This window comes from Aestuariivirga sp. (assembly GCF_047602625.1).
Classification (GTDB): Bacteria; Pseudomonadota; Alphaproteobacteria; order Rhizobiales; family Aestuariivirgaceae; genus Aestuariivirga.
Map to the genome: position 1 here is coordinate 1,923,318 of NZ_JASGGV010000002.1, position 22,333 is coordinate 1,945,650.

Genomic DNA, 22,333 nt, shown 5'->3' on the forward strand with positions numbered 1-22,333 from the left:
TGAGGGGGTGGGCGGCAGACGCCAGCGCGACCCCTCATCCGCCCCTCGCGGGGCACCTTCTCCCGCAGGGGGAGAAGGATGTAATGATGGCGGAACAAGAGGTGTGAGCATGGCCAAGGCAGTCAAGGCGGATGTCGGCAAGGCCCTTCGTGAACTGGCGGCGCACCGCAAGAAGGGCGCGCCCGCCGACATGCGGCAGGCCTTCACCAAGGACCCCAAGCGTTTTCAATCCTTCTCGGCCAGGCTTGACGACCTGCTGCTCGATTATTCGAAATGCGCCATTAATGCCCGCACCATGAAGCTGTTGGCGGAACTTGCGAAAGCCGCGCGCGTCGAGGAGATGCGCGATAAGATGTTCGCGGGCGCCATCATCAACACCACCGAACATCGCGCCGTGCTGCACACCGCACTCCGCAACCGTGCCAATACGCCGGTGCTGGTGGACGGCAAGGACGTGATGCCGGAGGTGAATGCGGTGCTGGCCGCCATGGCCCGCTTTGCCGATGAAATCCGTGCCAGCGCCATCACCGATATCGTGAACATCGGCATTGGCGGCTCGGATCTGGGGCCCGCCATGACGACGCTGGCGCTCGCCCCCTATCACGATGGCCCGCGCGCCCATTATGTGTCGAACGTCGACGGCGCGCATATCGCCGACACCATCAAAACGCTCAATCCCGAAACCACGCTGTTCCTCATCGCCTCGAAAACCTTCACCACCATCGAGACGATGACCAATGCGCGCACCGCGCGGGCGTGGATCGCGGAGAAGCTGGGCGAGGAGCATGTGGGCCGCCACTTCGCGGCGATCTCGACGGCCATCGACAAGGTGAAGGCCTTCGGCATTTCGGAAGACCGTATCTTTGGCTTCTGGGACTGGGTGGGCGGGCGCTATTCCATCTGGTCGGCGATCGGCCTGCCGCTGATGATCGCCATTGGCCCGCAGAATTTCATCCGCTTCCTCGAAGGCGGTTTCGCGATGGACAGGCATTTCCGCGAAGCCCCGGTTCTCGAAAACCTGCCGATGCTGATGGGCTTGATCGGCATCTGGCACCGGAACATCTGCAATTATCCCTCGCGCGCCATCATTCCCTATGACCAGCGCATGTCGCGCTTTCCTGCCTATCTGCAGCAGCTCGACATGGAATCGAACGGCAAGCATGTGCGGAAAGACGGCGAAGAATCGAAGCTCGCCACCGGCCCCATCGTATGGGGCGAGCCCGGCACCAATGGCCAGCATGCCTTCTTCCAGCTTCTGCACCAGGGCACCAATGTGATTCCGCTGGAACTGCTGATCGGCGCCGTGCCGCATGAAACCAACATGCCCATTCACCAGACGCTGCTTCTCGCCAATTGCGTGGCGCAATCGCAGGCCTTCATGCGCGGCCGCACGCTGAAGGAGGCGAAGGCGCAGCTTCTGTCGATGGGCAAGAGCAAGGCGGAGGTTGAACGCCTCGCGCCGCACCGCGTCTTCACCGGCAACCGCCCGACGCTGACGATCGCCTACCGGCAGCTCGATCCCTTCACGCTGGGACGGCTGATCGCGCTCTACGAACATCGCGTCTTCACCGAAGGCGTGGTGTGGGACATCAACTCCTTCGACCAGTGGGGCGTGGAGCTTGGCAAGGAATTGGCGACCGCACTGCAGCCGGTGATCGAAGGCAAGACCGGAACCGAACGCCTTGATGCCTCGACGGCGGGGCTGGTGGATTATTTGAACGGGCTGCGGTGATTTTCTGAAGGTTTGACTCAACATCCGTCATTCCCGCGCAGGCGGGAAACCCGCTGCGATGTTCCGCAATCTACCAAGTAAAGCGGGGCCCCCGCCTGCGCGGGGGTGACGGACATTGAGTGGGCTCAAAACGCCGCGTCTTCGAAATCCATGACGGGCGCTGAGCCTGCGGCGATCACCTCGGCCAGCGCCTGGGTTTGCGGCAGGATCGATGTCATGAAGAAGCGCGCCGTGGCGATCTTGGCGCGGTAGAATTCCTCGTTGCCGCGCGGCAGGGACATTTCCACCGCCCGCAGCCAGTGGCCGGCGCACAGTGTGAGCGCGAGGAGCTTGAGATAGGGCACGGCGGCAGCGCCCGTGGCGGCGGGATCGGTTTTGGCGCGCTCGATGATCCGGGCCGTGACCGATTGCAGGAGATTGAGCGCGGCGAGCGCGGGCTTGGCAAATTCGGCGAGGCGCGGGTCAACGCTTTTTGTGAGCGCGTCGGCTTCGAGTGGCTGCAGCACGGCTTTCAGCGTGACGCCGCCGTCGGCCAGGATCTTGCGGCCCAGAAGATCCATGGCCTGCACGCCATTGGTGCCTTCATAGATCTGCGTGATGCGGGCATCCCGCACATATTGCTCCTGCCCGTTGGCGCGGATGAAGCCGTGGCCGCCCAGCACCTGCATGCCAAGGTTGGCGGCCTCGCTGCCGCAATCGGTGAGGAAGGCCTTGACGATGGGGGTCAGGAGCGCCATGCGCGCTTCGGCCTCCGCGCGCGCGTCAGCCGTCGTGCCATGGTCCGCGCGGTCAAGCCATTGCGCGGTGGCGAGTGCCAGCATGCGGCAGCTTTCGATCAACGCCCGTTGCGTGAGCAGCATGCGCCGCACATCGGGATGAACGAGAATCGGATCGGCGGGGCCTGCCGCATCGCGCGCTGCGCCGGGTGCCCGGCCCTGCAACCGCTCGCGCGCATAGGCGACGGCGTTTTGATAGGAGGCCTCCGCAATGGCGAGGCCCTGAATGCCCACCGCGATGCGCTCGGCATTCATCATCGCGAACATCGCTTTGAGTCCCTGATGCGGCTCGCCCACCAGCCAGCCGATGGCGCCATCGAAATTCATCACGCAGGTGGGGCAGCCGTGAATGCCCATCTTCTCTTCCAGCGCGCCGCACGACACGGCGTTGCGCGCGCCCAGCGAACCATCGGCATTGACCAGCACTTTGGGAACGAGGAAGAGGCTGATGCCCTTTGTGCCCTTTGGCGCATCGGGGAGCCGCGCCAGCACGAGGTAGATGATGTTGGGCGTGAAATCATGCTCGCCCGCCGAAATGAAAATCTTGGTGCCGGTGATCGCATAAGCGCCATCGGCCTTGGGGACCGCTTGCGTTTTAAGAAGGCCGAGATCGGTGCCGGCATGGGCTTCGGTGAGGCACATGGAGCCCGCCCATTCGCCGCTCGCCAGCTTCGGCGCATAGAGGGCGCGCTGCGCGTGCGAACCGAATTGACGAACCGCCACATAGGCGCCGCGCGTGAGACCCGGAAACAGACCGAAGGAAAGAGAGGCGGCGCACATCATTTCCTCGAACAGGAAATTGACCATGTGCGGCATGCCCGCACCGCCATCCTGCGGATCGCAGGTGAGCGAAGGCCAGCCGCCTTCGCACAGAAGCCTGTAAGCCTCCTTGAACCCCTTGGGCGTGGTGACCTTGCCGCCGTTCAGCGTGCAGCCTTCCTCGTCTCCCACGCGGTTCAAGGGATAGAGCACATCGGAGGTGAACTTCGCCGCCTGCTCCAGCACCGGCTTCACCACATCGGGCGAAAACTCCTCAAAACCCGGCAGCGCGCGATGGCTTTCGAAATCGAGAAGCTCATAGAGGCAGAATTCATAATCGCGGAGCGGTGCGGCATAGGAGGGCATGGGCGAGGGTCCGGCGTGAAAAATGGGAGTTCAGCACTCCACCACATTGACGGCAAGCCCGCCGGTGGAGGTTTCCTTGTAGCGTTCGCTCATGTCGATGCCGGTCTGCCGCATGGTCTCGACGCAATTGTCGAGCGGCACGAAATGCGCGCCGTCACCGCGAAGCGCCAGCGAGGCCGCCGTGACGGCCTTTACCGCGCCGAACGCATTGCGCTCGATGCAGGGCACCTGCACGAGGCCGCCGACCGGATCGCAGGTCATGCCGAGATGATGCTCGAGCGCGATCTCGGCGGCGTTTTCAACCTGCTCATTGGTGCCGCCAAGTGCTGCGCAGAGGCCCGCCGCCGCCATGGCCGACGCGGAACCGACTTCGCCCTGGCAGCCCACTTCGGCGCCCGAGATCGAGGCATTGTGCTTGATGATGCCGCCGATCGCCGCCGAGGCGAGCAGGAAGGTGCGGATGCCCGCCTGGTCCGCCCCCACGCAATGATCGAGATAATAGCGGATGGTGGCGGGCATGACGCCGGCCGCGCCATTGGTGGGCGCGGTGACGACCTTGCCGCCCGCCGCATTCTCCTCGTTCACCGCCATGGCATAGACGGAGAGCCAGTCCATCACCCTATGCGGCTGGATGGCATTGCCGCCCTGTTCCTCTTTCAGCTTGCGCAGGATCTCCGGCGCGCGGCGCTTGATCTTCAAGCCGCCGGGCAGCGTGCCGCCGATGGTGAGGCCGCGTTCCATGCAGGCGTTCATCGCCGACCAGACGCGGTCAAGCCGCTGGTCGAGCGTGGCTTCCGGCATGGCGTGCGATTCATTGGCGCGCTTCATCTGCGCGATGGTGAGTTGGGAGGCGCTGCCCATCGCCAGCATCTCGGCGGCGCTCGAAAACGGATAGGGCACGTTGAGGTGTGGCGTGGCGGCTTTCTTGTCGTCGGCCAGCGCCGCAAGCCGCTCCGCCTCGTTCTGCACGAAGCCGCCGCCGATCGAATAATAGGTTTCTAACAGAAGCGTGTTGTTGTCGTCATCGAGAATGCGGAACACCAGTGCATTGGCATGGCCGGGAAGGGCGGGGCCAAAATCGAAGATCACATCGCGCGCCGGATCGAAGGCGATGGCATGGCCATTGGCGAGCGTGACATGGCCGCGCTCCGCCATCTCGCGGCCAATGGCTTCGACGCGCGCCGGATCGATGCCATCCGGCGTCTCGCCCGCCAGCCCCAGCACCACGGCGCGGTCGGTGCCGTGGCCCTTGCCGGTGAAGGCCAGCGAGCCATGCAGCGTGGCGGTGAGGCGGCCGGTATCGGGAAAGGAATGATTGCCCGCCAGCTCCAGAAACCGCCGCGCCGCCACCATGGGGCCCACGGTGTGCGAACTGGACGGGCCGATGCCGATCTTGAACAGGTCGAAAACGGAAAGAAACATGGGTTGCCTCGAACCGCACACTAGCCTGTTCCGCCCCATAGTCCAAAATACCGGAGCGGCATGCGGATGCAGAAAAGCGCATGACCGGGAATTAACTGTTCCGCGCGGGCGTATTCGGCTGGACTGCCGCTTTCATCAGGAGACTCAATCCATGAACCGCCTTTTTGCGCCTGCCCTGTTTGTCCTGACGCTTACCTCCGGCCTCGCTTTCGCCGCAACGCCCACCGTGGTGACGGTGAAGGAATTGGGCGAAGGCGGTGGCGCCATGAAGATCGAGATGGACAAGACGGAACTGCCGGCGGGGTCTGTAGTGTTCAAGGTCACCAATGACGCGATGACCGAGACGCATGAAATGGTTCTGGTGCATCTGAAGTCGGCTGACCAGCAGATCGCCGTGGTGCCCGGCAAACACCGGATCGACGAATCGAAGCTGAAATCGCTCGGTGAAGTGTCCCACCTCAAGCCCGGCGCATCGGGTGAATTGAAAGCCACACTGACGCCCGGCAGCTATATGCTCCTGTGCAATATAAAGGGGCATTTCGAGGCGGGCATGTATACGAAGTTCACGGTCGCCAAATAACGCTTTCCGCCTGCTTGTAACGGGGCTGGAAGTCTGCGATCACCCGAGCCGGGGGATCTCAATGGCGCTGACTGTTCTGCCTGCACAAGGCTTTCGCGAGGGACGCTGGCTGAATGGCCTTGGCGTGTCCTGGGATATTGCCAGCGATCCGCACGGAGCGGGATTCCATGATTTCAACTGGCGTTTCGCCATCGCGCGCATCGACAGCGATGTGCCCTTCTCGGCCTATGAGAAGGTAGACCGGGTTTTCATGCTGCTCGACGGCGACGGGCTTGATCTCGATGTCGCGGGCCATGGGCGGATTGCGGTGGGTGAGGCGAACCGGCCGGTGCGCTTTCCCGGCGATGCGCCAACCCATTGCACGCTGCGCGGCGGCCCGTGCCGGGCGCTGAACCTGTTCCTCGCGCGGGGAAAATGGACCGCCGTCGTGAGCGTGCATCGTGGAGGCACGCCGATTACACATCAGGGCTTATCGCTGCTGTTTGCGCTGAAGGGCGAAACCCTCGTCGATGGCTTGAAATTGCATGCGGGCGATGCCGCTTTGCTCCATGGGTCTTCGCGTGCTGAAGGCGATGGCCTTCTCTATGTGGCTGATCTTTCGCCTGCGGGAGCCTGACGCATGCCGTCTGTCTTCTATGGCGTGATCGCCGCCGTCTTCTGGTCGACCCACGATCTCTTCGCACGGAGCCTCGCGGCGCGCGTCGGGCCATTCCGCATGGCGGCCTGGGTGATGGCGATCGGAACGGTGCTGCTCACCATTGTCGTGGCGGCGAAAGGCTGGCCCACCGGCCTGCCGCGCGATCAGATGCTGCTCGCGGGGCTGGGCGGCCTTGCCTATGGCATTGGCGTGGGGGCCTTGTTCCGCGCCTTCAGCCTGGGGCCGATCTCGCTGGTGGCGCCGCTCACCTCGACCTATCCGCTGCTGGTGTTCCTGTGGGCGGTCGTAACAGGCGTGACGCCGAGTCTCGTCCAGCTTCTCGGCACCGCGCTGGTGATCGGCGGCGCGGCGGTGGTGGCGCGGGGCGGCGAAGAGGACGGCTTTGCCGAGATCGAGAGGGCGAATGTGCTGCCGTTCTTTTTCTTCTGCGCGCTCTCCGCCTTCGGCCTCGCGGCGGCGGTGATCGCCGGGCAGGCCACGGCTACCGCTCTGGGCGAAACCGAGACGGCGTGGATTTCGCGCCCGCTGGCGTTTCTGGCACTGCTGCCCTTCTGCGCGCGCGAGAAGCCGGGCGGCGCCATGGCGCCCCGCCACTGGCTGGGCCTCTGCATCATGGCGGTGCTCGATGTGGCGGCGCTGGTGGTGGTGAATGCCGCGGGGCTTCTGCCGGACAAGGCCTTCGCCGCCGTCGGCATCGCAGCTTACGGGGCGATTGCCGTGCTGCTGTCGCGGCAGTTTCTCAAGGAGCAGGTGTCGCTGCCGCAATGGCTCGGCATCTTCCTGATCGTCGGCGGCGTGGCATTGCTCGCCTTCCCGGCGTGACGCTGAAATATCAGGCAGATTTTGCAATAAATCACGCGGATTGACAAATTATTCGGACTGGCCGAAACTGTCAAAATTGTGAAGGATGACGTGACCATGATGAAGCCGATGACCCCCGAAACCGTCAGGGGTTCCGATTTGGAGAGCCAAGCCATGCCACGCCTGTCACAGCCCGCCCCGCGCGGCAGCGATGCCGCCACCATCCAGGCCGAAATTCTCGAAAAGCTCGCCTATGCGATCGGCAAGGATCCGATTGTCGCCAAGGATCATGACTGGCTGAACGCCACCATCCTGGCGCTGCGCGACCGCATCATCGATCACTGGATGAGTTCGACCCGCGCCGCCTATCAGGCGCAGGTGAAGCGCGTCTATTATCTCTCGCTGGAATTCCTGATCGGCAGGCTCTTGCGCGATGCGCTGAGCAATCTGAGGCTCACCGATGCCTTCCAGCAGGCCCTCGCCAATCTGGGCGTGAAGCTCGACCTGGTGGAATTGCTCGAGCCCGATGCGGCGCTCGGCAATGGCGGCCTGGGCCGCCTCGCCGCCTGTTTCATGGAGAGCATGGCGAGCCTCGATATTCCCGCTTACGGCTATGGCATCCGCTATGACCACGGCCTGTTCCGCCAGAAGATCGTCGATGGCTGGCAGATGGAATTGCCCGAGGACTGGCTGGAAAACGGCAATGCCTGGGAATTCCCGCGCCGCGAAGCCGCCTATGAAATCGGTTTCGGCGGCCAGGTTTCGCTTGAGACGGCGCCCGACGGCAAGCAGCGGCGCAGCTGGAACCCGGCTGAAAAGCTGATGGCGGTGGCCTGCGACACGCCGATGGTCGGCTGGCGCGGCAAGCGCGTGAACACGCTCCGCCTGTGGATGGCCCGCGCGCTCGATCCCATCCGCCTCGATGCCTTCAACAGCGGCGACTATGGCGCGGCCCTGTCCGCCGCCAACAAGGCCGACGTCATCACCAATGTGCTTTACCCATCGGATTCAACGCCGGCGGGGCAGGAACTGCGCCTCAGGCAGGAGTTCTTCTTCACCTCTGCCTCGCTGCAGGACATTCTCCGCCGCCACATCCAGCAATATAAGGACGTGCGCAACCTGGCGGAAAAAGTTTCGGTGCAGTTGAACGACACTCACCCCTCGATCGCCGTGGCCGAACTGATGCGCCTGCTCATGGATGTGCACGGGCTGGTGTGGAAGGATGCCTGGGCGATCACCCAGGGCGTCATCTCCTACACCAACCACACGCTGCTGCCCGAGGCGCTGGAAAGCTGGCCCGTGCATCTCTTCGAGCAGCTTCTGCCGCGCCACATGCAGATCGTCTACGCCATCAACGCCGCGCTGATTGCCGATGCGCAGGCCTTGCCGGCCTGCACGCCGGAATTTCTCTCCTCCGTGTCGCTTATCGATGAGAACAGCGGCCGCCGCGTGCGCATGGGGCAGCTCGCCTTCGTGGGCTCGCATTCGATCAACGGCGTCTCGGCCCTTCACACCTCGCTGATGAAGGAGAGCGTGTTCCACGACCTGAACATGCTCTATCCCGGCCGCATCAACAACAAGACCAACGGCATCACGCCGAGGCGCTGGCTGCTCGATATCAATCCGAAGCTCGCCGATCTTCTGTGCGGCGCGATCGGCGCGAAGGTTCTCGACAATGCCGAACTGCTGACCGAGGCTCAGCCCTTCGCGAATGACGCGGTGTTCAAGGAAAAATTCGCCGCCATCAAGCGCGAGAACAAGGTGGCGCTGGCCAATCTCATCAATGAGCGCATGGGCATCAAGGTCGATCCCTCCGCCATGTTCGACGTGCAGGTGAAGCGCATCCATGAATACAAGCGTCAGCTTCTGAACATTCTCGAAACGATCGCGCTCTACAATTCCATGCGCGCCCACCCCGACAGGCCATGGGTGCCGCGCGTCAAGATTTTCGCCGGCAAGGCGGCGCCGAGCTATGCGCAGGCCAAGCTCATCATCAAGCTCATCAATGACGTGGCGAAAATCGTCAACAGCGATCCCGATATCGGCGACCTGCTGAAGGTGGCCTTCATCCCCAACTACAATGTGAGCCTGGCCGAGATGATCGTGCCCGCCGCCGATCTCTCCGAGCAGATTTCGACCGCCGGCATGGAAGCCTCCGGCACCGGCAACATGAAGTTCGGCCTCAATGGCGCGTTGACCATCGGCACGCTGGACGGCGCCAATGTCGAAATGCTCGAGCATGTCGGCAAGGACAACATCATGATCTTCGGATTGACCGCCCAGGAGGTGGAAGACCGCCGCCGCCAGGGCGTGGACGCGGGCGCGGTGATTTCCGCCTCAACCGACCTCAAGGGCGTGGTGGATGCGCTGTCCTCCGGTCTCTGGTCGCCCGGCGACAATGGCCGCTACCGCCCGATTGTGGACAGTCTTTATCACGGTGACTGGTTCATGGTGGCGTCCGACTTCGAGGCCTATGCAAAGACACAGCGCGATGTGGATGCGATCTGGCGCAATCCGGGGGACTGGACGGCAAAGGCAATCCTCAATACGGTGAACATGGGCTGGTTCTCGTCCGACCGGACAATCCGGGAATATGCCCGCGATATCTGGAATGTGCCCTCAGCCTAGGAGACGGTGATGGCCAAGACGCCGTGGACAACCGATGGCGCAGAAATCGCGGCGATTGTCGAGGGGCGCCACGGCGATCCGTTCAAGCGGCTTGGCCTTCATAAATCCGGCAGGAGCTGGATTGCCCGCGCCTTCGTGCCGGGCGCTGAAACGTTGTCCGCCACGACACTGGATGGCAAGCCCTTGGGCGAACTGGAGCGCCGCCATGAGGCGGGGTTCTTTGAAGGTGCTCTGAAGCTCAAGGACCGCGAGACCATCCGCTATGAAGCGGCGCGTGGGAAGGACCGCTGGCAGCTGATCGATCCTTATGTGCTGGGCCCTGTGCTGGGGCCGATGGATGATTATTTCCTCGCCGAAGGCACGCACCTGAGACTCTATGACAAGATGGGCGCCCATCCCATGACGCATGAGGGGGCGGAGGGCGTTCACTTCGCCGTCTGGGCGCCCAATGCCGAGCGCGTGTCGGTGATCGGCGACTTCAACAACTGGGACGGCCGCCGCCATGTGATGCGGAAGCGCATGGACATCGGCGTGTGGGAAATCTTCATCCCCGGCGCTGCCGAGGGGCAGGGCTACAAGTTCGAGCTGCTGGGACCGGGCGGCGCCCTGCTGCCGCTGAAAGCCGATCCTTATGGCTTCTTTTCCGAACTTCGGCCCAACACCGCGTCGCGCGTGGCGCGCACCGATAATTTTTACTGGAGCGATGAACCCTATCTGAAAGCCCGCGCTGGCCGCGATCCGCGCCGTTCGCCCATGTCCGTCTATGAAGTGCATCTGGGCTCATGGAAGCGCAAGGATGGCAACACGTTCCTGACTTATGATGATCTGGCGGCGGACCTGATCCCCTATGTGGTGTGGATGGGCTTCACCCATATCGAACTGCTGCCCATCACCGAGCACCCCTTCGATCCCTCATGGGGCTATCAGCCGACAGGCCTCTTCGCGCCGACCTCGCGCTTTGGCGATCCGCACGGCTTCGCGCGCTTCGTCGATGCCGCGCACAAGGCAGGGGTCGGCGTCATTCTTGATTGGGTGCCCGCCCATTTCCCGACCGATGAGCACGGGCTTTCACGCTTCGACGGCACGGCGCTTTATGAGCACGCCGATCCACGGCAGGGCTATCATCCCGACTGGAACACGGCGATCTATAATTTTGGCCGCCGCGAGGTGCAGAGCTATCTCATCAACAACGCGCTGTTCTGGCTGGAGCGTTATCACCTCGATGGGCTGCGCGTCGATGCCGTGGCCTCGATGCTTTATCTCGATTACTCCCGCAAGGAAGGCGAGTGGATTCCCAATCAGTTCGGCGGCCGCGAAAATCTCGAGGCCATCGCCTTTCTGCAGCGCATGAACCATGAGGCCTATGGCCATTCGCCGGGCGCGGTGACGATTGCCGAAGAGTCGACCGCCTTTCCCGGCGTGTCGAAACCGACGCACACCGGCGGGCTGGGCTTCGGCTTCAAGTGGAACATGGGCTTCATGCACGATACGCTGGAATATCTGAAACGCGATCCCGTGCACCGCAGGCATCATCACCACGAGCTGACCTTTGGCCTGCTCTATGCCTTTTCGGAAAATTTCGTGCTGCCGCTCTCCCATGACGAGGTGGTGCACGGCAAGGGATCGCTTTTGGCCAAGATGGCGGGCGATGACTGGCAGAAATTCGCCAATCTCCGTGCCTATTACGGATTCATGTGGGGCTATCCGGGAAAGAAGCTCCTGTTCATGGGCCAGGAAATGGCGCCCTGGATGGAATGGACGGAGAGCCGCAGCCTCGACTGGCATCTGCTCGAACACGCCCCGCATGCCGGGATGCAGCGGCTGGTGCGCGATCTCAACACGCTCTATCGCAGCCATCCCGCCCTTCATGCGCGTGACTGCGAACCGGAAGGCTTTGAATGGCTGATCGCCGATGACGAGGCCAATTCCGTCTATGCCTGGGCGAGGCACTCGGGCGAGGGCGGCGCGATTGTTGTTGTAGTGAGCAATTTCACGCCGGTGCCGCGCGAGGGCTATGTGCTGCCCCTGCCGCGCGGCGGCCAATGGCGGGAAATTCTCAACACCGATGCGGAGATTTATGGCGGCAGCGGCAAGGGCAACATGGGCGGCGTATCGGCTTCCTCCGGGCCCTCGCATGGCAAGCCTGCCTCTGCGCTGATCACCGTGCCGCCGCTGGGAACGCTTTACTTTCTGTCTGAACAATAAAAACATTGAGTCAATGGGGAGTGCCTGGACATGAACGACCATCGGAGAAATGCCCCTCTCGCGCGTGACGCCATGGCCTATGTGCTGGCGGGCGGGCGCGGCAGCAGGCTTCTGGAGCTGACCGACCGCCGCGCCAAACCTGCCGTGCCCTTCGGCGGCAAATCGCGCATTATCGATTTCGCGCTCTCCAATGCGTTGAACTCCGGCATCCGCCGCATCGGCGTCGCCACCCAATACAAGGCGCACAGCCTGATCCGCCATCTGCAGCGCGGCTGGAACTTCCTGCGCCCCGAGCGCAATGAGAGCTTCGATATTCTCCCCGCCTCGCAGCGCGTCTCGGAAGACCAGTGGTATGCGGGCACCGCCGATGCCGTGTATCAGAACCTCGACATCATCGAAGGCTATGACCCCAAATATATCGTGTTGCTGGCGGGTGACCACATCTACAAGATGGACTACGAGCAGATGCTGCAGCAGCATGTGGACACCGGCGCCGACGTGACCATCGGCTGCCTCGAGGTGCCGCGCATGGAGGCCACGGGCTTCGGCGTAATGGCTGTGGACGGCAAGGACGTCATCACCGATTTTCTCGAAAAGCCGAAAGACCCGCCGGGCATTCCCGGCAAGCCCGAAATGGCGCTGGCCTCGATGGGCATTTATGTTTTTGAAATGGCTTTCCTCGCCGACCAGCTGCGCCGCGATGCGGCGGATAAAAACTCCAGCCGTGATTTCGGCAAGGACATCATTCCGCACATCGTGAAGAACGGAAAGGCGGTGGCGCACCGCTTCACGCAATCCTGCGTGCGCTCTGATTTCGAGCCGCAGGCCTATTGGCGCGACGTGGGAACGGTGGATGCCTATTGGGAAGCCAACATCGACTTGACCGACGTGACGCCGGCGCTCGACCTTTATGACAACAACTGGCCAATCTGGACCTACAGCGAAGTGACGCCACCCGCCAAATTCGTGCATGACGAGGAAGGCCGCCGCGGGCAGGCCGCATCCTCGCTGGTCTCCGGCGGCTGCATCGTGTCAGGCGCGGGGTTGCGGCGCTCGCTGCTGTTCACCGGCGTTCGCATCAACTCCTTCGCCAATGTCGAGGAGGCGGTGATCCTGCCGCGTGTGCAAATCGGCCGCCATGCGCGGCTGAGCAAGGTGGTGATCGACACCGACGTGAATATTCCCGAAGGCCTTGTGGTGGGCGAGGACCCGCTGCTGGACGGCAAGCGCTTCCGCCGCACCGCCAACGGCGTCTGCCTCATCACCCAGCCGATGATCGACAAGCTCTCTTCATGAAGATTCTCGCCGTCACCTCCGAAATCTATCCGCTGGTGAAGACCGGCGGCCTGGCCGATGTGGTGGGCGCGTTGCCTGCCGCGCTGAAGCCGCTTGGCGTTGAAACCCGCACCATGGTGCCGGGCTATCCCGCCGTGATGGCGGCGCTGGAAAAGGGAACCGCCGTCTACCGCTATGACACCTTGTTCGGCGGCGAGGCGCGGCTGATCTCCGGCACGGCGAAGGGCCTCGACATCATCGCCGTGGATGCGCCGCATCTCTTTACGCGCGCGGGCAATCCCTATCTGGGGCCGGACGGAAAGGACTGGGCCGACAATGCCCAGCGCTTCGCCGCCCTCGCACGCGCCGCCGTCGATGTGGGTCGCGGCGCCGTTCAGGGCTATGCGCCCGATGTGCTGCATCTCCATGACTGGCAGGCGGCGCTGGCCGCCGTGCATGTGCGCTTCGGCGGCGGCCCGCCCACCGTGCTGACGGTTCACAACATTGCCTTTCAGGGCGTCTTCCCGGCGTCGATTTTTGCGTCGCTCGATTTGCCGCCCGCCGCCTTTGCGATCGACGGCCTCGAATATTATGGCAGCATCGGTTATCTGAAAGGAGGCTTGGCTTCCGCCGATGCGATCACCACCGTGTCGCCGAGCTATGCCAATGAAATCTGCACACCCGACTTCGGCATGGGGCTGGACGGATTGCTCCGTGCACGGCGCGATGTGGTGTCGGGCATCGTCAACGGCATCGACACCGACGTGTGGAACCCTGAAGGAGACAAGGCTGCCGCCTCCACCTACACGGCGAAGACGCTGGCCCGCCGCAAGGCCAACAAGCGCGCGGTGGAAAAGGAATTTGGGCTCGAGGCGGGCGACGGCCTTCTGCATGCGGTGGTGAGCCGCCTGACCTGGCAGAAGGGCATGGATATTCTTTCGGCCTCGCTCGACACGCTGGTTGAGTCCGGCGCGCGGCTGGCGCTGATCGGCACCGGGGAACCCCAGATGGAGCAGGCCTTTCACAATGCCTCGCGCCGCCATCCCGGACGCATCGGCGTGGTGATCGGCTATGACGAAAAGCTCTCGCATCTCTTGCAGGCGGGGGCGGACACGATCCTCGTCCCGTCGCGCTTCGAGCCCTGCGGGCTGACGCAGCTTTATGGCCTCCGCTATGGCTGCGTGCCGGTGGTGGCGCGCACCGGCGGCCTCGCCGACACGGTGATCGACGCCAATGACGCGGCACTTGCAGCGGGCGTCGCCACCGGTTTTCAATTCTCGCCCGTCGATGGCCCGAGTCTCGACTACACATTGGGCCGCGTGTCGCGCGCCTTCGCCGATCCCTCAGCCTGGGCCGGCATCCAGCAGCGCGGCATGGCGTCTGACGTGTCGTGGACGCGCTCGGCCAAAGCCTATGCCGCCCTTTACCGCAATCTCCTGACCGCGTGAGTCTCCGCCATGGCCAAGATCGAAACCGTTTCCACCACACCCTTTCAGGACCAGAAGCCCGGCACCTCGGGCCTTCGCAAGAAAGTGCCGGTGTTCCAGCAGCCGCATTATGCGGAGAATTTCATCCAGTCGATCTTCGACTCGCTCGACGGCTTCGCGGGGAAGACATTGGTGCTGGGCGGCGATGGCCGCTACTTCAACAAGGAGGTGGCGGAGAAAGTGATCCGCATCGCCGCCGCCAATGGCTTTGGCCGCGTGCTGGTGGGAAAGGACGCGCTGCTCTCCACGCCCGCCGCCTCCAATGTCATCCGCAAGAACAAGGCCTTCGGCGGCATCATTCTTTCGGCGAGCCATAACCCCGGCGGCCCCGATGGCGATTTCGGCATCAAGTACAATGCCTCGAACGGCGGCCCTGCGCCCGAAAAGATCACCGATGTGATTTTCGCCAGGACGAAAACCATCTCCGCCTACAAGATCATGACCGGTGATACCGTCGACATTGGAAAGCTCGGCACGGCGAAACTGGGCGGCATGACTGTCGAGGTGATCGATCCCGTCGCCGACTATGCCCAGCTCATGCAGACGCTGTTCGACTTCGACGCGATCGCCGCGAGTTTCAAGGCGGGCTTCCGCATGCGCTTCGATGCGATGCACGCCATCACCGGGCCCTATGCCACGGCGATCCTCGAAGGCATTCTTGGCGCGCCAAAGGGCACGGTTGTGAATGGCACGCCGCTTCCTGATTTTGGCGGCCATCATCCCGATCCCAATCTCGTCTACTGCAAGGATCTCTATGACCTACTGATGTCGAAGGAAGCGCCCGATCTCGGCGCCGCATCCGATGGCGATGGTGACCGCAATCTCATCATCGGCCGCAACCGCTTCGTGACGCCATCCGACTCACTCGCCCTTCTCGCCGCCAATGCGCGGCTGGTGCCTGCCTACAAGGACGGGCTGGCAGGCATCGCTCGCTCCATGCCGACCAGTGCCGCAGCGGACCGCGTGGCGGAGAAACTCGGCATCAAATGCTATGAAACGCCGACGGGATGGAAGTTCTTCGGCAATCTTCTCGATGCCGGGCTGGCGACGATCTGCGGCGAGGAAAGCTCCGGCACCGGCTCCAACCACGTGCGCGAGAAGGATGGCGTGTGGGCGGTGCTGTTCTGGCTGAACATCCTCGCCCGCCGCAAGGAGAGCGTCGAGGCGATCGTTGACAAGCACTGGCGCGACTATGGCCGCAACTATTATTCCCGCCACGATTATGAGGCGGTGGACTCCGCCGCAGCGAACGGGCTGATGGCCAATCTGCGCGACAGCATCCGGAAATTCCCCGGCACCCATGGCATCAAGGCCATGGATGATTTCGCCTATGACGATCCCGTCGACAAATCCACGACCACCGGGCAGGGCATCCGCATCCTGTTCGACAATGGCGGGCGCATCGTCTACCGCCTCTCGGGCACCGGCACCGAGGGCGCGACCTTGCGCGTCTATATCGAGCATTATGAAGCCGATCCGGCGAAGCTCCACATCGAAACGCAAACGGCGCTCGCCCCGCTCATCACGCTGTCGCATTCCCTTGCCGATATCGATGGCCGCACCGGGCGCAGCCAACCGACGGTGATCACCTGAGCGCCTATGCCGTGACACGGGCGGGGTCGCCGTTTCCGCTGGGCGTGACGCTTGGCGAGGGCGGGGCCAATGTGGCCGTTGTCTCCCGCCATGCCACGCGCATCCTTTTTTGCATCTTCGATGAGGAGGGCGAGGAGGAGCTTTACCGCTTTCCCCTGGTCCAGCGGCTGGGTGACGTGCATTATGGCTTTATCAGCGGGCTGACGGCAGGCACGCGCTATGGCCTGCGCGCCGAGGGGCCATGGGATGAGGCAGAGGCGCACCGCTTCGATTCGTCCAAGCTGCTGATCGATCCTTACGCGCGCGCCCTTGACCGCTCCTTCGTGCATGTTCCGGAAATTCTGGCGCGCGGCGAAGACACCGCCTTCATCGTTCCCAAATGCATCGTCACGGCGGAGTTTGCCGCGGCTGCGCCGCTTCCGCCCGCGCGGCCCGGCTTCATCTACGAAATTCAGGTGAAGGCCTTCACCAAGCTCCATCCCGATGTGCCTGAACAGCAGCGCGGCACCGTGGCGGCGCTGGCGCATCCTTCCGTCATCGCGCATCTGAAAAAACTGGCCGTTGACACCGTGGAGCTGATGCCGTTGGCGGCGTGGATGGATGAGCGGCATCTGACGGCGCTCAATCTCAGCAACGCCTGGGGCTATAACCCCGTGACCTTCATGGCGCCCGATCCGCGCCTCGCCCCCGGGGGCTTCGGCGAAATCCGCGCGGCTGTGGCGGCGCTGCATGAGGCGGGTATCCGCGTGGTGCTGGATGTGGTGTTCAACCACACCGGCGAAAGCGATGAGCGCGGATCGACGCTGTCGCTGCGCGGTCTCGACAATGCGCTCTATTACCGCCACGCCAATGGCCTGCCGGTGAATGACACGGGCTGCGGCAATACGCTGGCGCTGGAACGCGCGCCGGTGATGAAGATGGCGATGGACGCCATGCGCTTGTGGGCCAGCCAGACGGGGATCGACGGCTTCCGCTTCGACCTCGCCCCCGTGATGGGGCGGACGGCGGAAGGCTTCACACCCGATGCGCCGCTGCTCGGCGCCATCGCGCAGGACCCGGTGCTGTCTAAGCTCATCATGATTGCCGAGCCGTGGGACGTGGGGCCGGGTGGCTATCGCCTCGGGCAGTTTCCCGCCGCATGGGGGGAGTGGAACGATCATTACCGCGATGACGTGCGGCGCTTCTGGCGTGGCGATCAGGGGATGATTGGCGGCCTCGCCACCAGGCTTGCCGGATCGTCGGATGTGTTTGGCTCCACGCGCAGGCCCTCCTGCAGCGTGAATTTTCTTTCCGCCCATGACGGCTTCACGCTGAAGGACAGCGTGACCTATGCGGCGAAGAACAATTTCGCCAATGGCGAGAACAACCGCGACGGCAATGGGGGAGAACCCACATGGGTTGGCGGCGATGCGCGCGCCCTGCTTGCCACGCTGTTTTTCTCGCGCGGCACGCCGATGCTGACGGCGGGCGATGAATTTGGCCGCACCCAGAAGGGCAACAACAATGCCTATGCACAGGACAACGCCACCACTTGGCTGGACTGGAAGAACGCCGATCAGGAGCTGATCGCCTTCACGTCGGCGCTATCCGCGTTGCGCAAGGCCTATCCTCAGCTCACGGATGATCGCTTTCTGACCGGGCAGGCGGCGGATGGGCGCTTTGCCGACGCGCAATGGGTGGGTGGTGACGGCAGGGATGTGGACTGGAACAACCCGGCCGCGCGCGTGCTGGGCCTTGTGCTGGCGAAGGCGGATCATCGCATTGCGGTGGTGATCAATGGCGGCAGCGAGCCTTTAACGCCCGTGCTGCCGCCGCGCGATGGCTGGCGCTGGTCGCGGGTGTTTTCATCGGCGGCGGGGGATGGCGTTCCCGCCAAGGCCGTTGCGCTCTTTGAAGAGAAGCGCAGCGCCTCATCCGGCATTTCCGATGACACGCTGGCACGGCTTGCCGATGCCGCCGGCATCGAGCGCGACTGGTGGGAGGTGGATGGCACGCATCATACCGTGACGCCGGACACGCAGCGCGCCCTCCTCACAGCGCTGCGCATCGCGCATGGCACAGCCGATGAGGCGGAGGCGTCGCTCCGCGATCTCGCATCACGAAAGCCGCCGCTGCTGGGGCTGGAAGGGGCCGATGCCGTGATTGGCGGCGCGCGGCCCCAGCGCCAGCGCATGGTCATCACCGGTGAAGATGGCGCGCAGCAGTTCATCGACGTGATGCCCGGCGAGACGCCGCGTGCGTCGCTCGACACGGGTTATTATACAGTGTCCCCCGAAGACCAGCCTGATGAGCTACGCCGCCTCATCATCTCGCCGGATTCCTGTTTCCTGCCCGAACGCCCGCGAAGCTTCGGCCTCGCCGCGCATCTCTACTCTCTCCGCCATGACGGCGATGGCGGCATCGGCGATTTCGGGACGTTGCGGCGCTTTGCTGAGAAAACAGCATCGTTGCAGGGCGCATACACGGGCATCAATCCGCTGCATCATCTGTTTCCGCAGGACCGCGAGCGCGCCAGCCCCTATCAGCCCTCCGACCGGCGCTTCATCGATCCCATCTACATCAGCATCTCAGCGATGCTCGACGCGTTGCCTCTGCCGAAAACGGCGAAACGCGCAGCGTCTCGGCGCGCCGCGTTCGCAACGCTCGAGAAACTCTCCAATGTCGATTACACCGCCGTGTGGAAGGCCAAGAGTGAGCTGCTGGAACAGGCCTTCGCCGAATTTTCACCGACGCCTGACTTCAATGCCTTCGTGAAGGCGGGCGGCGATCTTCTGGCGCGGCACTGTGCCTATGAAACCAAGGCAGCGGGCGAGCCTGCCGATCCGAAGCGCCATTCCTACCGCGCCTTCCTGCAATGGCTGGCCGACACGCAACTGGGAGACGCCGCGCAATCCCGCAGCCTCTATCGCGATCTGGCGCTGGGCTGCGCCTTCGATGGCGGCGAGATGGCCGATGCGCCGGAGTTGTTTGCGAAAGGCGTTTCGATCGGCGCGCCGCCCGATCCCTTCTCCGCTGCGGGACAGGTATGGAACCTGCCGCCGTTTTCGCCCTTGGCGCTGGAGCAGCAGAGCTTCGCGCCGATGCGCACCATTCTCTCCGCCAACATGCGCCATGCCGCGGCGCTCCGGATCGACCATGTGCTGGGCTTCATGCGGCAGTTCTGGGTGCCGGAAGGAGCTGAAGGGCGCTTCGGGGCTTACGTTCGGTTCCCGCTCGACGCGCTGATTGCTGTCACCGCGATTGAAAGCACAAGGGCGCGTTGCCTTGTGGTCGGTGAAGACCTTGGCACCGTGCCTGATGGCTTGCGCGGTGCGCTCGATGCGGCGGATGTTCTCTCCTATCGCGTGCTGTGGTTCGAGCGGAACGGCGCGGGCTTCAAGAGCAGGGAGGCTTATCCGCCGTTGTCGCTCGCCTGCCTCGCCTCGCATGATCTCCCCACCTTCAAGGGCTGGCGCGCGGGACGCGACATCGCCATCGACAGGGAACTTGGCTTGATTTCGGAAGCTCAAGCAAAAACGCGCGAGGCCATGCGCAAGGCGGAGATCGCGGCGCTCGACAGGACAACGGGTGCCGCGTCGGAGGCCGATGCAGCGCCCGCCGCACATGGCTTCGTAGCGGGTATGCCGTCGCGCATCATGCTGGTGCAGGCCGACGATCTGGCAGGCGAGACGGAGCCTTTGAACGTGCCAGGCACCGACCGCGAACGGCCGAACTGGCGGCGGCGCATCCATGTGCCAGTTGACGAGATCGGCGAGAGCGTGGAGGCAAAAGCCATTCTCGCCCGCGTGACACAGGAGCGGCCATCATGAGCACGCGCGTGAAAATCATCTCCCATGAAATGCTGTCGAAGCGCTTCGTCGACCTGAGCCTTTATACGATCGACTACACGCGCCGTGACGGCACGGTGGAAACGCTGAAGCGCGAGGTGCATGACCATGGCGCGGGCGCGGCGGTACTGCCCTATGATGCGGCGCGTGGCACTGTGCTGCTGGTGCGGCAGTTCCGCCTGCCCGTGTTTTTGAGCGGCGAGGATGGCCATGTGATCGAGGCCTGCGCGGGACTTCTCGACGAGCCTGATCCCGCGGCCTGCGCGATGCGTGAGGCGGAAGAGGAGATGGGTTACCGGCTCCGACATTTGAGGCAGGTGGCCAGCACCTTCATGTCGCCCGGTGCGGTGACCGAGCGGCTGACGCTGTTTCTCGCCGATTATGATGAAGGCATGAAGGTGAGCGAAGGCGGCGGGCAGGTCCATGAAGGCGAAGACATCGAAGTGCTGGAAATGCCGTTTACCGATGCGCTGGCGATGGCCACCGATGGCCGCATCATCGATGCCAAGACGGTGATGCTGCTGCTGTTCCTGCAACGCGAATTGGAGCTCAGTCCGCTGCCGACGCCGTGATGGTGATGACGCCTGCCTGTGTCTGAATGGCGCCCTCGCCGTTTTGCATGGTGAGCGCGGCAGGCGTTCCGGCAATCAGCGGCGCAAGGCAGCGATAGGTGAAGCGGCCGGGAATATGCCCGCGCTCTGCCGCCGCGAGATTGAACAGCAGCGCCGCCTGCAATGCGCCCTGCACGACAGGCCCCGCATAGCCTTCGGCCATCGCATAATCCGCATCATAGTGAATGCGGTGGCCGTTGAAGGTGAGGGCGGAGAAACGGAACAGCAATGGCGTCGTGGGGACGAAATTTGGCGCGATGCGTTGCGGTGAAGCTGTGCCCGGCTTCGGCGGATCGTTTGTGAAGGCGAGATCCTGCCGTTCGCGGATCAGCAGGCGGCCCTCCGCCGAGATCTTGTGCTGAATGGAGATGATGCACAGCGTATCGCGCATCCTGATGTCGCGGATGACCGACTGCCGCGTGACGGCCATGCCGACGCCGAGAGGCGCCACGCTTTCAATCTCGCCGCCCGCCCACATGCGGCGGTGAAAGGGAAGCGGCGGAAGGAACAGCCCCATTGCTTCCGCGCCATCCGGCCCGGTCTCCTGTGGAATGGCCGGGGCAATCGCCCAGTGCAGTCCCGGCGGGCATGGGACATTGAAAATGAAGGGGGACAGCGTGGCGCGGAATTCGTGCGTGAGGCGCGCCGTCGTCACATCTTGGCGTATGACCCTGCGGCCAATCCAGGCGGCGAAATCGTCGGTCATTCCTTTGCGGTCACTTCAACAAGCCCTGCGCCGATGATGAGCAGCGTTCCGGCAATCTCGCGAAGTCCGAACGTCTCCCCCGACAGAAGCCCGGCACTGATGCTGCCCACCACCACCTCCGTCATCAGCAGGATGCCGGCACGGCCCGGATCGATGCGCTGCGTTGCCCACAGCACCATGGCGGTGGGCGGCACATAAACGGTGAGCGCCACCAATATTATCCATGGCAGCGCGGGGAGAAGCTGCTGCATCGCGGCGAAGGGCGCCGACAGCGCCATGCCGATGATGAGAATAACAACCGACGCGATAAAACTTCCCGCTGCGAAGCTGAAGAAGGTGAGCGCCACGCCGGTTGCCGGAAGCCTCGATGCGCGGATGGTGCCCGCCGACCAGATCATGCCGCTGACCAGCGCAATCCAGTCGCCGGCATTGTGCGGGAGTGGCAGTGACGCGCCGAGCCCGAGGATCAGCGCCAGCCCGGCGAAGCCCAGCACAAGCGCCGCGATGCGCGACCATGAGAGGCGATGGCCAAAAAACGCCCAGGTGGCGAGCGTGCTCCACACCGGCGTCATGTAGAAGAGCAGGATGGCATGCAGCACATCGGTGAGAACGAGGCTCACCGTGTAAAGCGCGAACGCGGTGCCCAGCATCAGGCCGGTGATGCTTTGCATCTTGAAGCCGCGCCATGCCTCGCGCCTGAGAAGCCACGGCGCGGCGGCGGCCATGGCGGCGATGTTCAGGAACACGCTCGCCCATCCGCCGCCCACGCCAAGGCTTTCGATCCAGCGCAGCGGAAACCAGAACAGGCCCCACATCGCGCCGCACGCGGCGACTGCCGCTGCGGGAAGCCAGTGCGGCAGGTGCAGTGTGCGATTCATATGACAGCTATGAAACGCCGGATGGCCTT

General features: G+C 63.6%; 15 protein-coding genes. 11 read left to right on the top strand and 4 right to left on the bottom strand.

Going from position 1 to position 22,333, the window contains the following annotated elements; translation table 11 throughout:
* The first annotated feature begins 109 nt into the window (after positions 1-109).
* Positions 110-1,732 (top strand): glucose-6-phosphate isomerase, encoded by a 1,623-nt coding sequence (gene pgi / locus QM694_RS14575; protein ID WP_415007645.1) that lies wholly within the window; start codon positions 110-112, stop codon positions 1,730-1,732.
* Positions 1,733-1,857: 125 nt separating this feature from the next.
* Here the strand turns inward: pgi and QM694_RS14580 are convergent, their stop codons facing one another.
* The gene (locus QM694_RS14580) at positions 1,858-3,633 is read right to left on the bottom strand and encodes an acyl-CoA dehydrogenase C-terminal domain-containing protein (protein ID WP_415007646.1); all 1,776 of its coding nucleotides are present in this window, start codon (positions 3,631-3,633) and stop codon (positions 1,858-1,860) included.
* A gap of 30 nt (positions 3,634-3,663) precedes the next feature.
* A complete protein-coding gene (locus QM694_RS14585) occupies positions 3,664-5,055 on the bottom strand; it encodes an L-serine ammonia-lyase (RefSeq protein ID WP_415007647.1) in 1,392 nt (463 codons plus the stop codon).
* Between the two features lie 151 nt (positions 5,056-5,206).
* Between QM694_RS14585 and QM694_RS14590 the strand changes: the two genes are divergently transcribed.
* The 10 genes from QM694_RS14590 to QM694_RS14635 all read left to right on the top strand — a co-directional run bounded on the left by QM694_RS14590 (position 5,207) and on the right by QM694_RS14635 (position 20,681).
* Positions 5,207-5,635, top strand: coding sequence for a sulfocyanin-like copper-binding protein (locus tag QM694_RS14590; RefSeq protein ID WP_415007648.1), 429 nt, complete (start codon positions 5,207-5,209; stop codon positions 5,633-5,635).
* A 61-nt stretch (positions 5,636-5,696) separates the two neighbouring features.
* On the top strand, positions 5,697-6,251 hold the full coding sequence (locus QM694_RS14595) for a HutD family protein (protein WP_415007649.1): 555 nt from the start codon (positions 5,697-5,699) through the stop codon (positions 6,249-6,251).
* Positions 6,252-6,254: 3 nt separating this feature from the next.
* Positions 6,255-7,115: a DMT family transporter gene (locus tag QM694_RS14600; RefSeq protein WP_415007650.1), complete on the top strand. Its 861-nt coding sequence runs from the start codon at positions 6,255-6,257 to the stop codon at positions 7,113-7,115.
* A 153-nt stretch (positions 7,116-7,268) separates the two neighbouring features.
* Entirely contained in the window at positions 7,269-9,722 is a 2,454-nt protein-coding gene (locus tag QM694_RS14605; RefSeq protein WP_415007651.1) for a glycogen/starch/alpha-glucan phosphorylase, read from the top strand.
* Positions 9,723-9,731: 9 nt separating this feature from the next.
* Entirely contained in the window at positions 9,732-11,927 is a 2,196-nt protein-coding gene (gene glgB / locus QM694_RS14610) for a 1,4-alpha-glucan branching protein GlgB (protein WP_415007652.1), read from the top strand.
* Positions 11,928-11,957: 30 nt separating this feature from the next.
* On the top strand, positions 11,958-13,223 hold the full coding sequence (gene glgC, locus QM694_RS14615; RefSeq protein WP_415007653.1) for a glucose-1-phosphate adenylyltransferase: 1,266 nt from the start codon (positions 11,958-11,960) through the stop codon (positions 13,221-13,223).
* Positions 13,220-14,650 carry a glycogen synthase GlgA gene (gene glgA / locus QM694_RS14620; RefSeq protein WP_415007654.1) on the top strand — a complete coding sequence of 477 codons (1,431 nt, stop codon included), beginning with the start codon at positions 13,220-13,222 and terminating at the stop codon, positions 14,648-14,650. The genes glgC and glgA overlap by 4 nt, the downstream gene beginning before the upstream one ends.
* A 9-nt stretch (positions 14,651-14,659) precedes the next feature.
* Positions 14,660-16,282: an alpha-D-glucose phosphate-specific phosphoglucomutase gene (locus QM694_RS14625; protein ID WP_415007655.1), complete on the top strand. Its 1,623-nt coding sequence runs from the start codon at positions 14,660-14,662 to the stop codon at positions 16,280-16,282.
* An 11-nt stretch (positions 16,283-16,293) separates the two neighbouring features.
* Complete coding sequence (glgX, locus tag QM694_RS14630) at positions 16,294-20,091, top strand: glycogen debranching protein GlgX (RefSeq protein ID WP_415007656.1); 3,798 nt, start codon at positions 16,294-16,296, stop codon at positions 20,089-20,091.
* Positions 20,088-20,681, top strand: coding sequence for an NUDIX domain-containing protein (locus tag QM694_RS14635; protein WP_415007657.1), 594 nt, complete (start codon positions 20,088-20,090; stop codon positions 20,679-20,681). Before glgX ends, QM694_RS14635 begins: the two co-directional genes overlap by 4 nt.
* On the opposite strand, the gene QM694_RS14640 is transcribed toward QM694_RS14635, so the two are convergent.
* On the bottom strand, positions 20,659-21,426 hold the full coding sequence (locus QM694_RS14640; protein ID WP_415007658.1) for a protein dehydratase: 768 nt from the start codon (positions 21,424-21,426) through the stop codon (positions 20,659-20,661). The two genes, QM694_RS14635 and QM694_RS14640, sit on opposite strands and share 23 nt — an antisense overlap.
* Positions 21,423-22,304 carry a DMT family transporter gene (locus QM694_RS14645; RefSeq protein WP_415007659.1) on the bottom strand — a complete coding sequence of 294 codons (882 nt, stop codon included), beginning with the start codon at positions 22,302-22,304 and terminating at the stop codon, positions 21,423-21,425. The genes QM694_RS14640 and QM694_RS14645 overlap by 4 nt, the downstream gene beginning before the upstream one ends.
* Positions 22,305-22,333 lie beyond the last annotated feature (29 nt).

Coding starts and splice junctions, on each gene's coding strand:
- pgi (WP_415007645.1), top strand. CDS start 110: ATGGCCAAGGCAGTCAAGGCGGATGTCGGCAAGGCCCTTCGTGAACTG.
- QM694_RS14580 (WP_415007646.1), bottom strand. CDS start 3,633: ATGCCCTCCTATGCCGCACCGCTCCGCGATTATGAATTCTGCCTCTAT.
- QM694_RS14585 (WP_415007647.1), bottom strand. CDS start 5,055: ATGTTTCTTTCCGTTTTCGACCTGTTCAAGATCGGCATCGGCCCGTCC.
- QM694_RS14590 (WP_415007648.1), top strand. CDS start 5,207: ATGAACCGCCTTTTTGCGCCTGCCCTGTTTGTCCTGACGCTTACCTCC.
- QM694_RS14595 (WP_415007649.1), top strand. CDS start 5,697: ATGGCGCTGACTGTTCTGCCTGCACAAGGCTTTCGCGAGGGACGCTGG.
- QM694_RS14600 (WP_415007650.1), top strand. CDS start 6,255: ATGCCGTCTGTCTTCTATGGCGTGATCGCCGCCGTCTTCTGGTCGACC.
- QM694_RS14605 (WP_415007651.1), top strand. CDS start 7,269: ATGCCACGCCTGTCACAGCCCGCCCCGCGCGGCAGCGATGCCGCCACC.
- glgB (WP_415007652.1), top strand. CDS start 9,732: ATGGCCAAGACGCCGTGGACAACCGATGGCGCAGAAATCGCGGCGATT.
- glgC (WP_415007653.1), top strand. CDS start 11,958: ATGAACGACCATCGGAGAAATGCCCCTCTCGCGCGTGACGCCATGGCC.
- glgA (WP_415007654.1), top strand. CDS start 13,220: ATGAAGATTCTCGCCGTCACCTCCGAAATCTATCCGCTGGTGAAGACC.
- QM694_RS14625 (WP_415007655.1), top strand. CDS start 14,660: ATGGCCAAGATCGAAACCGTTTCCACCACACCCTTTCAGGACCAGAAG.
- QM694_RS14635 (WP_415007657.1), top strand. CDS start 20,088: ATGAGCACGCGCGTGAAAATCATCTCCCATGAAATGCTGTCGAAGCGC.
- QM694_RS14640 (WP_415007658.1), bottom strand. CDS start 21,426: ATGACCGACGATTTCGCCGCCTGGATTGGCCGCAGGGTCATACGCCAA.
- QM694_RS14645 (WP_415007659.1), bottom strand. CDS start 22,304: ATGAATCGCACACTGCACCTGCCGCACTGGCTTCCCGCAGCGGCAGTC.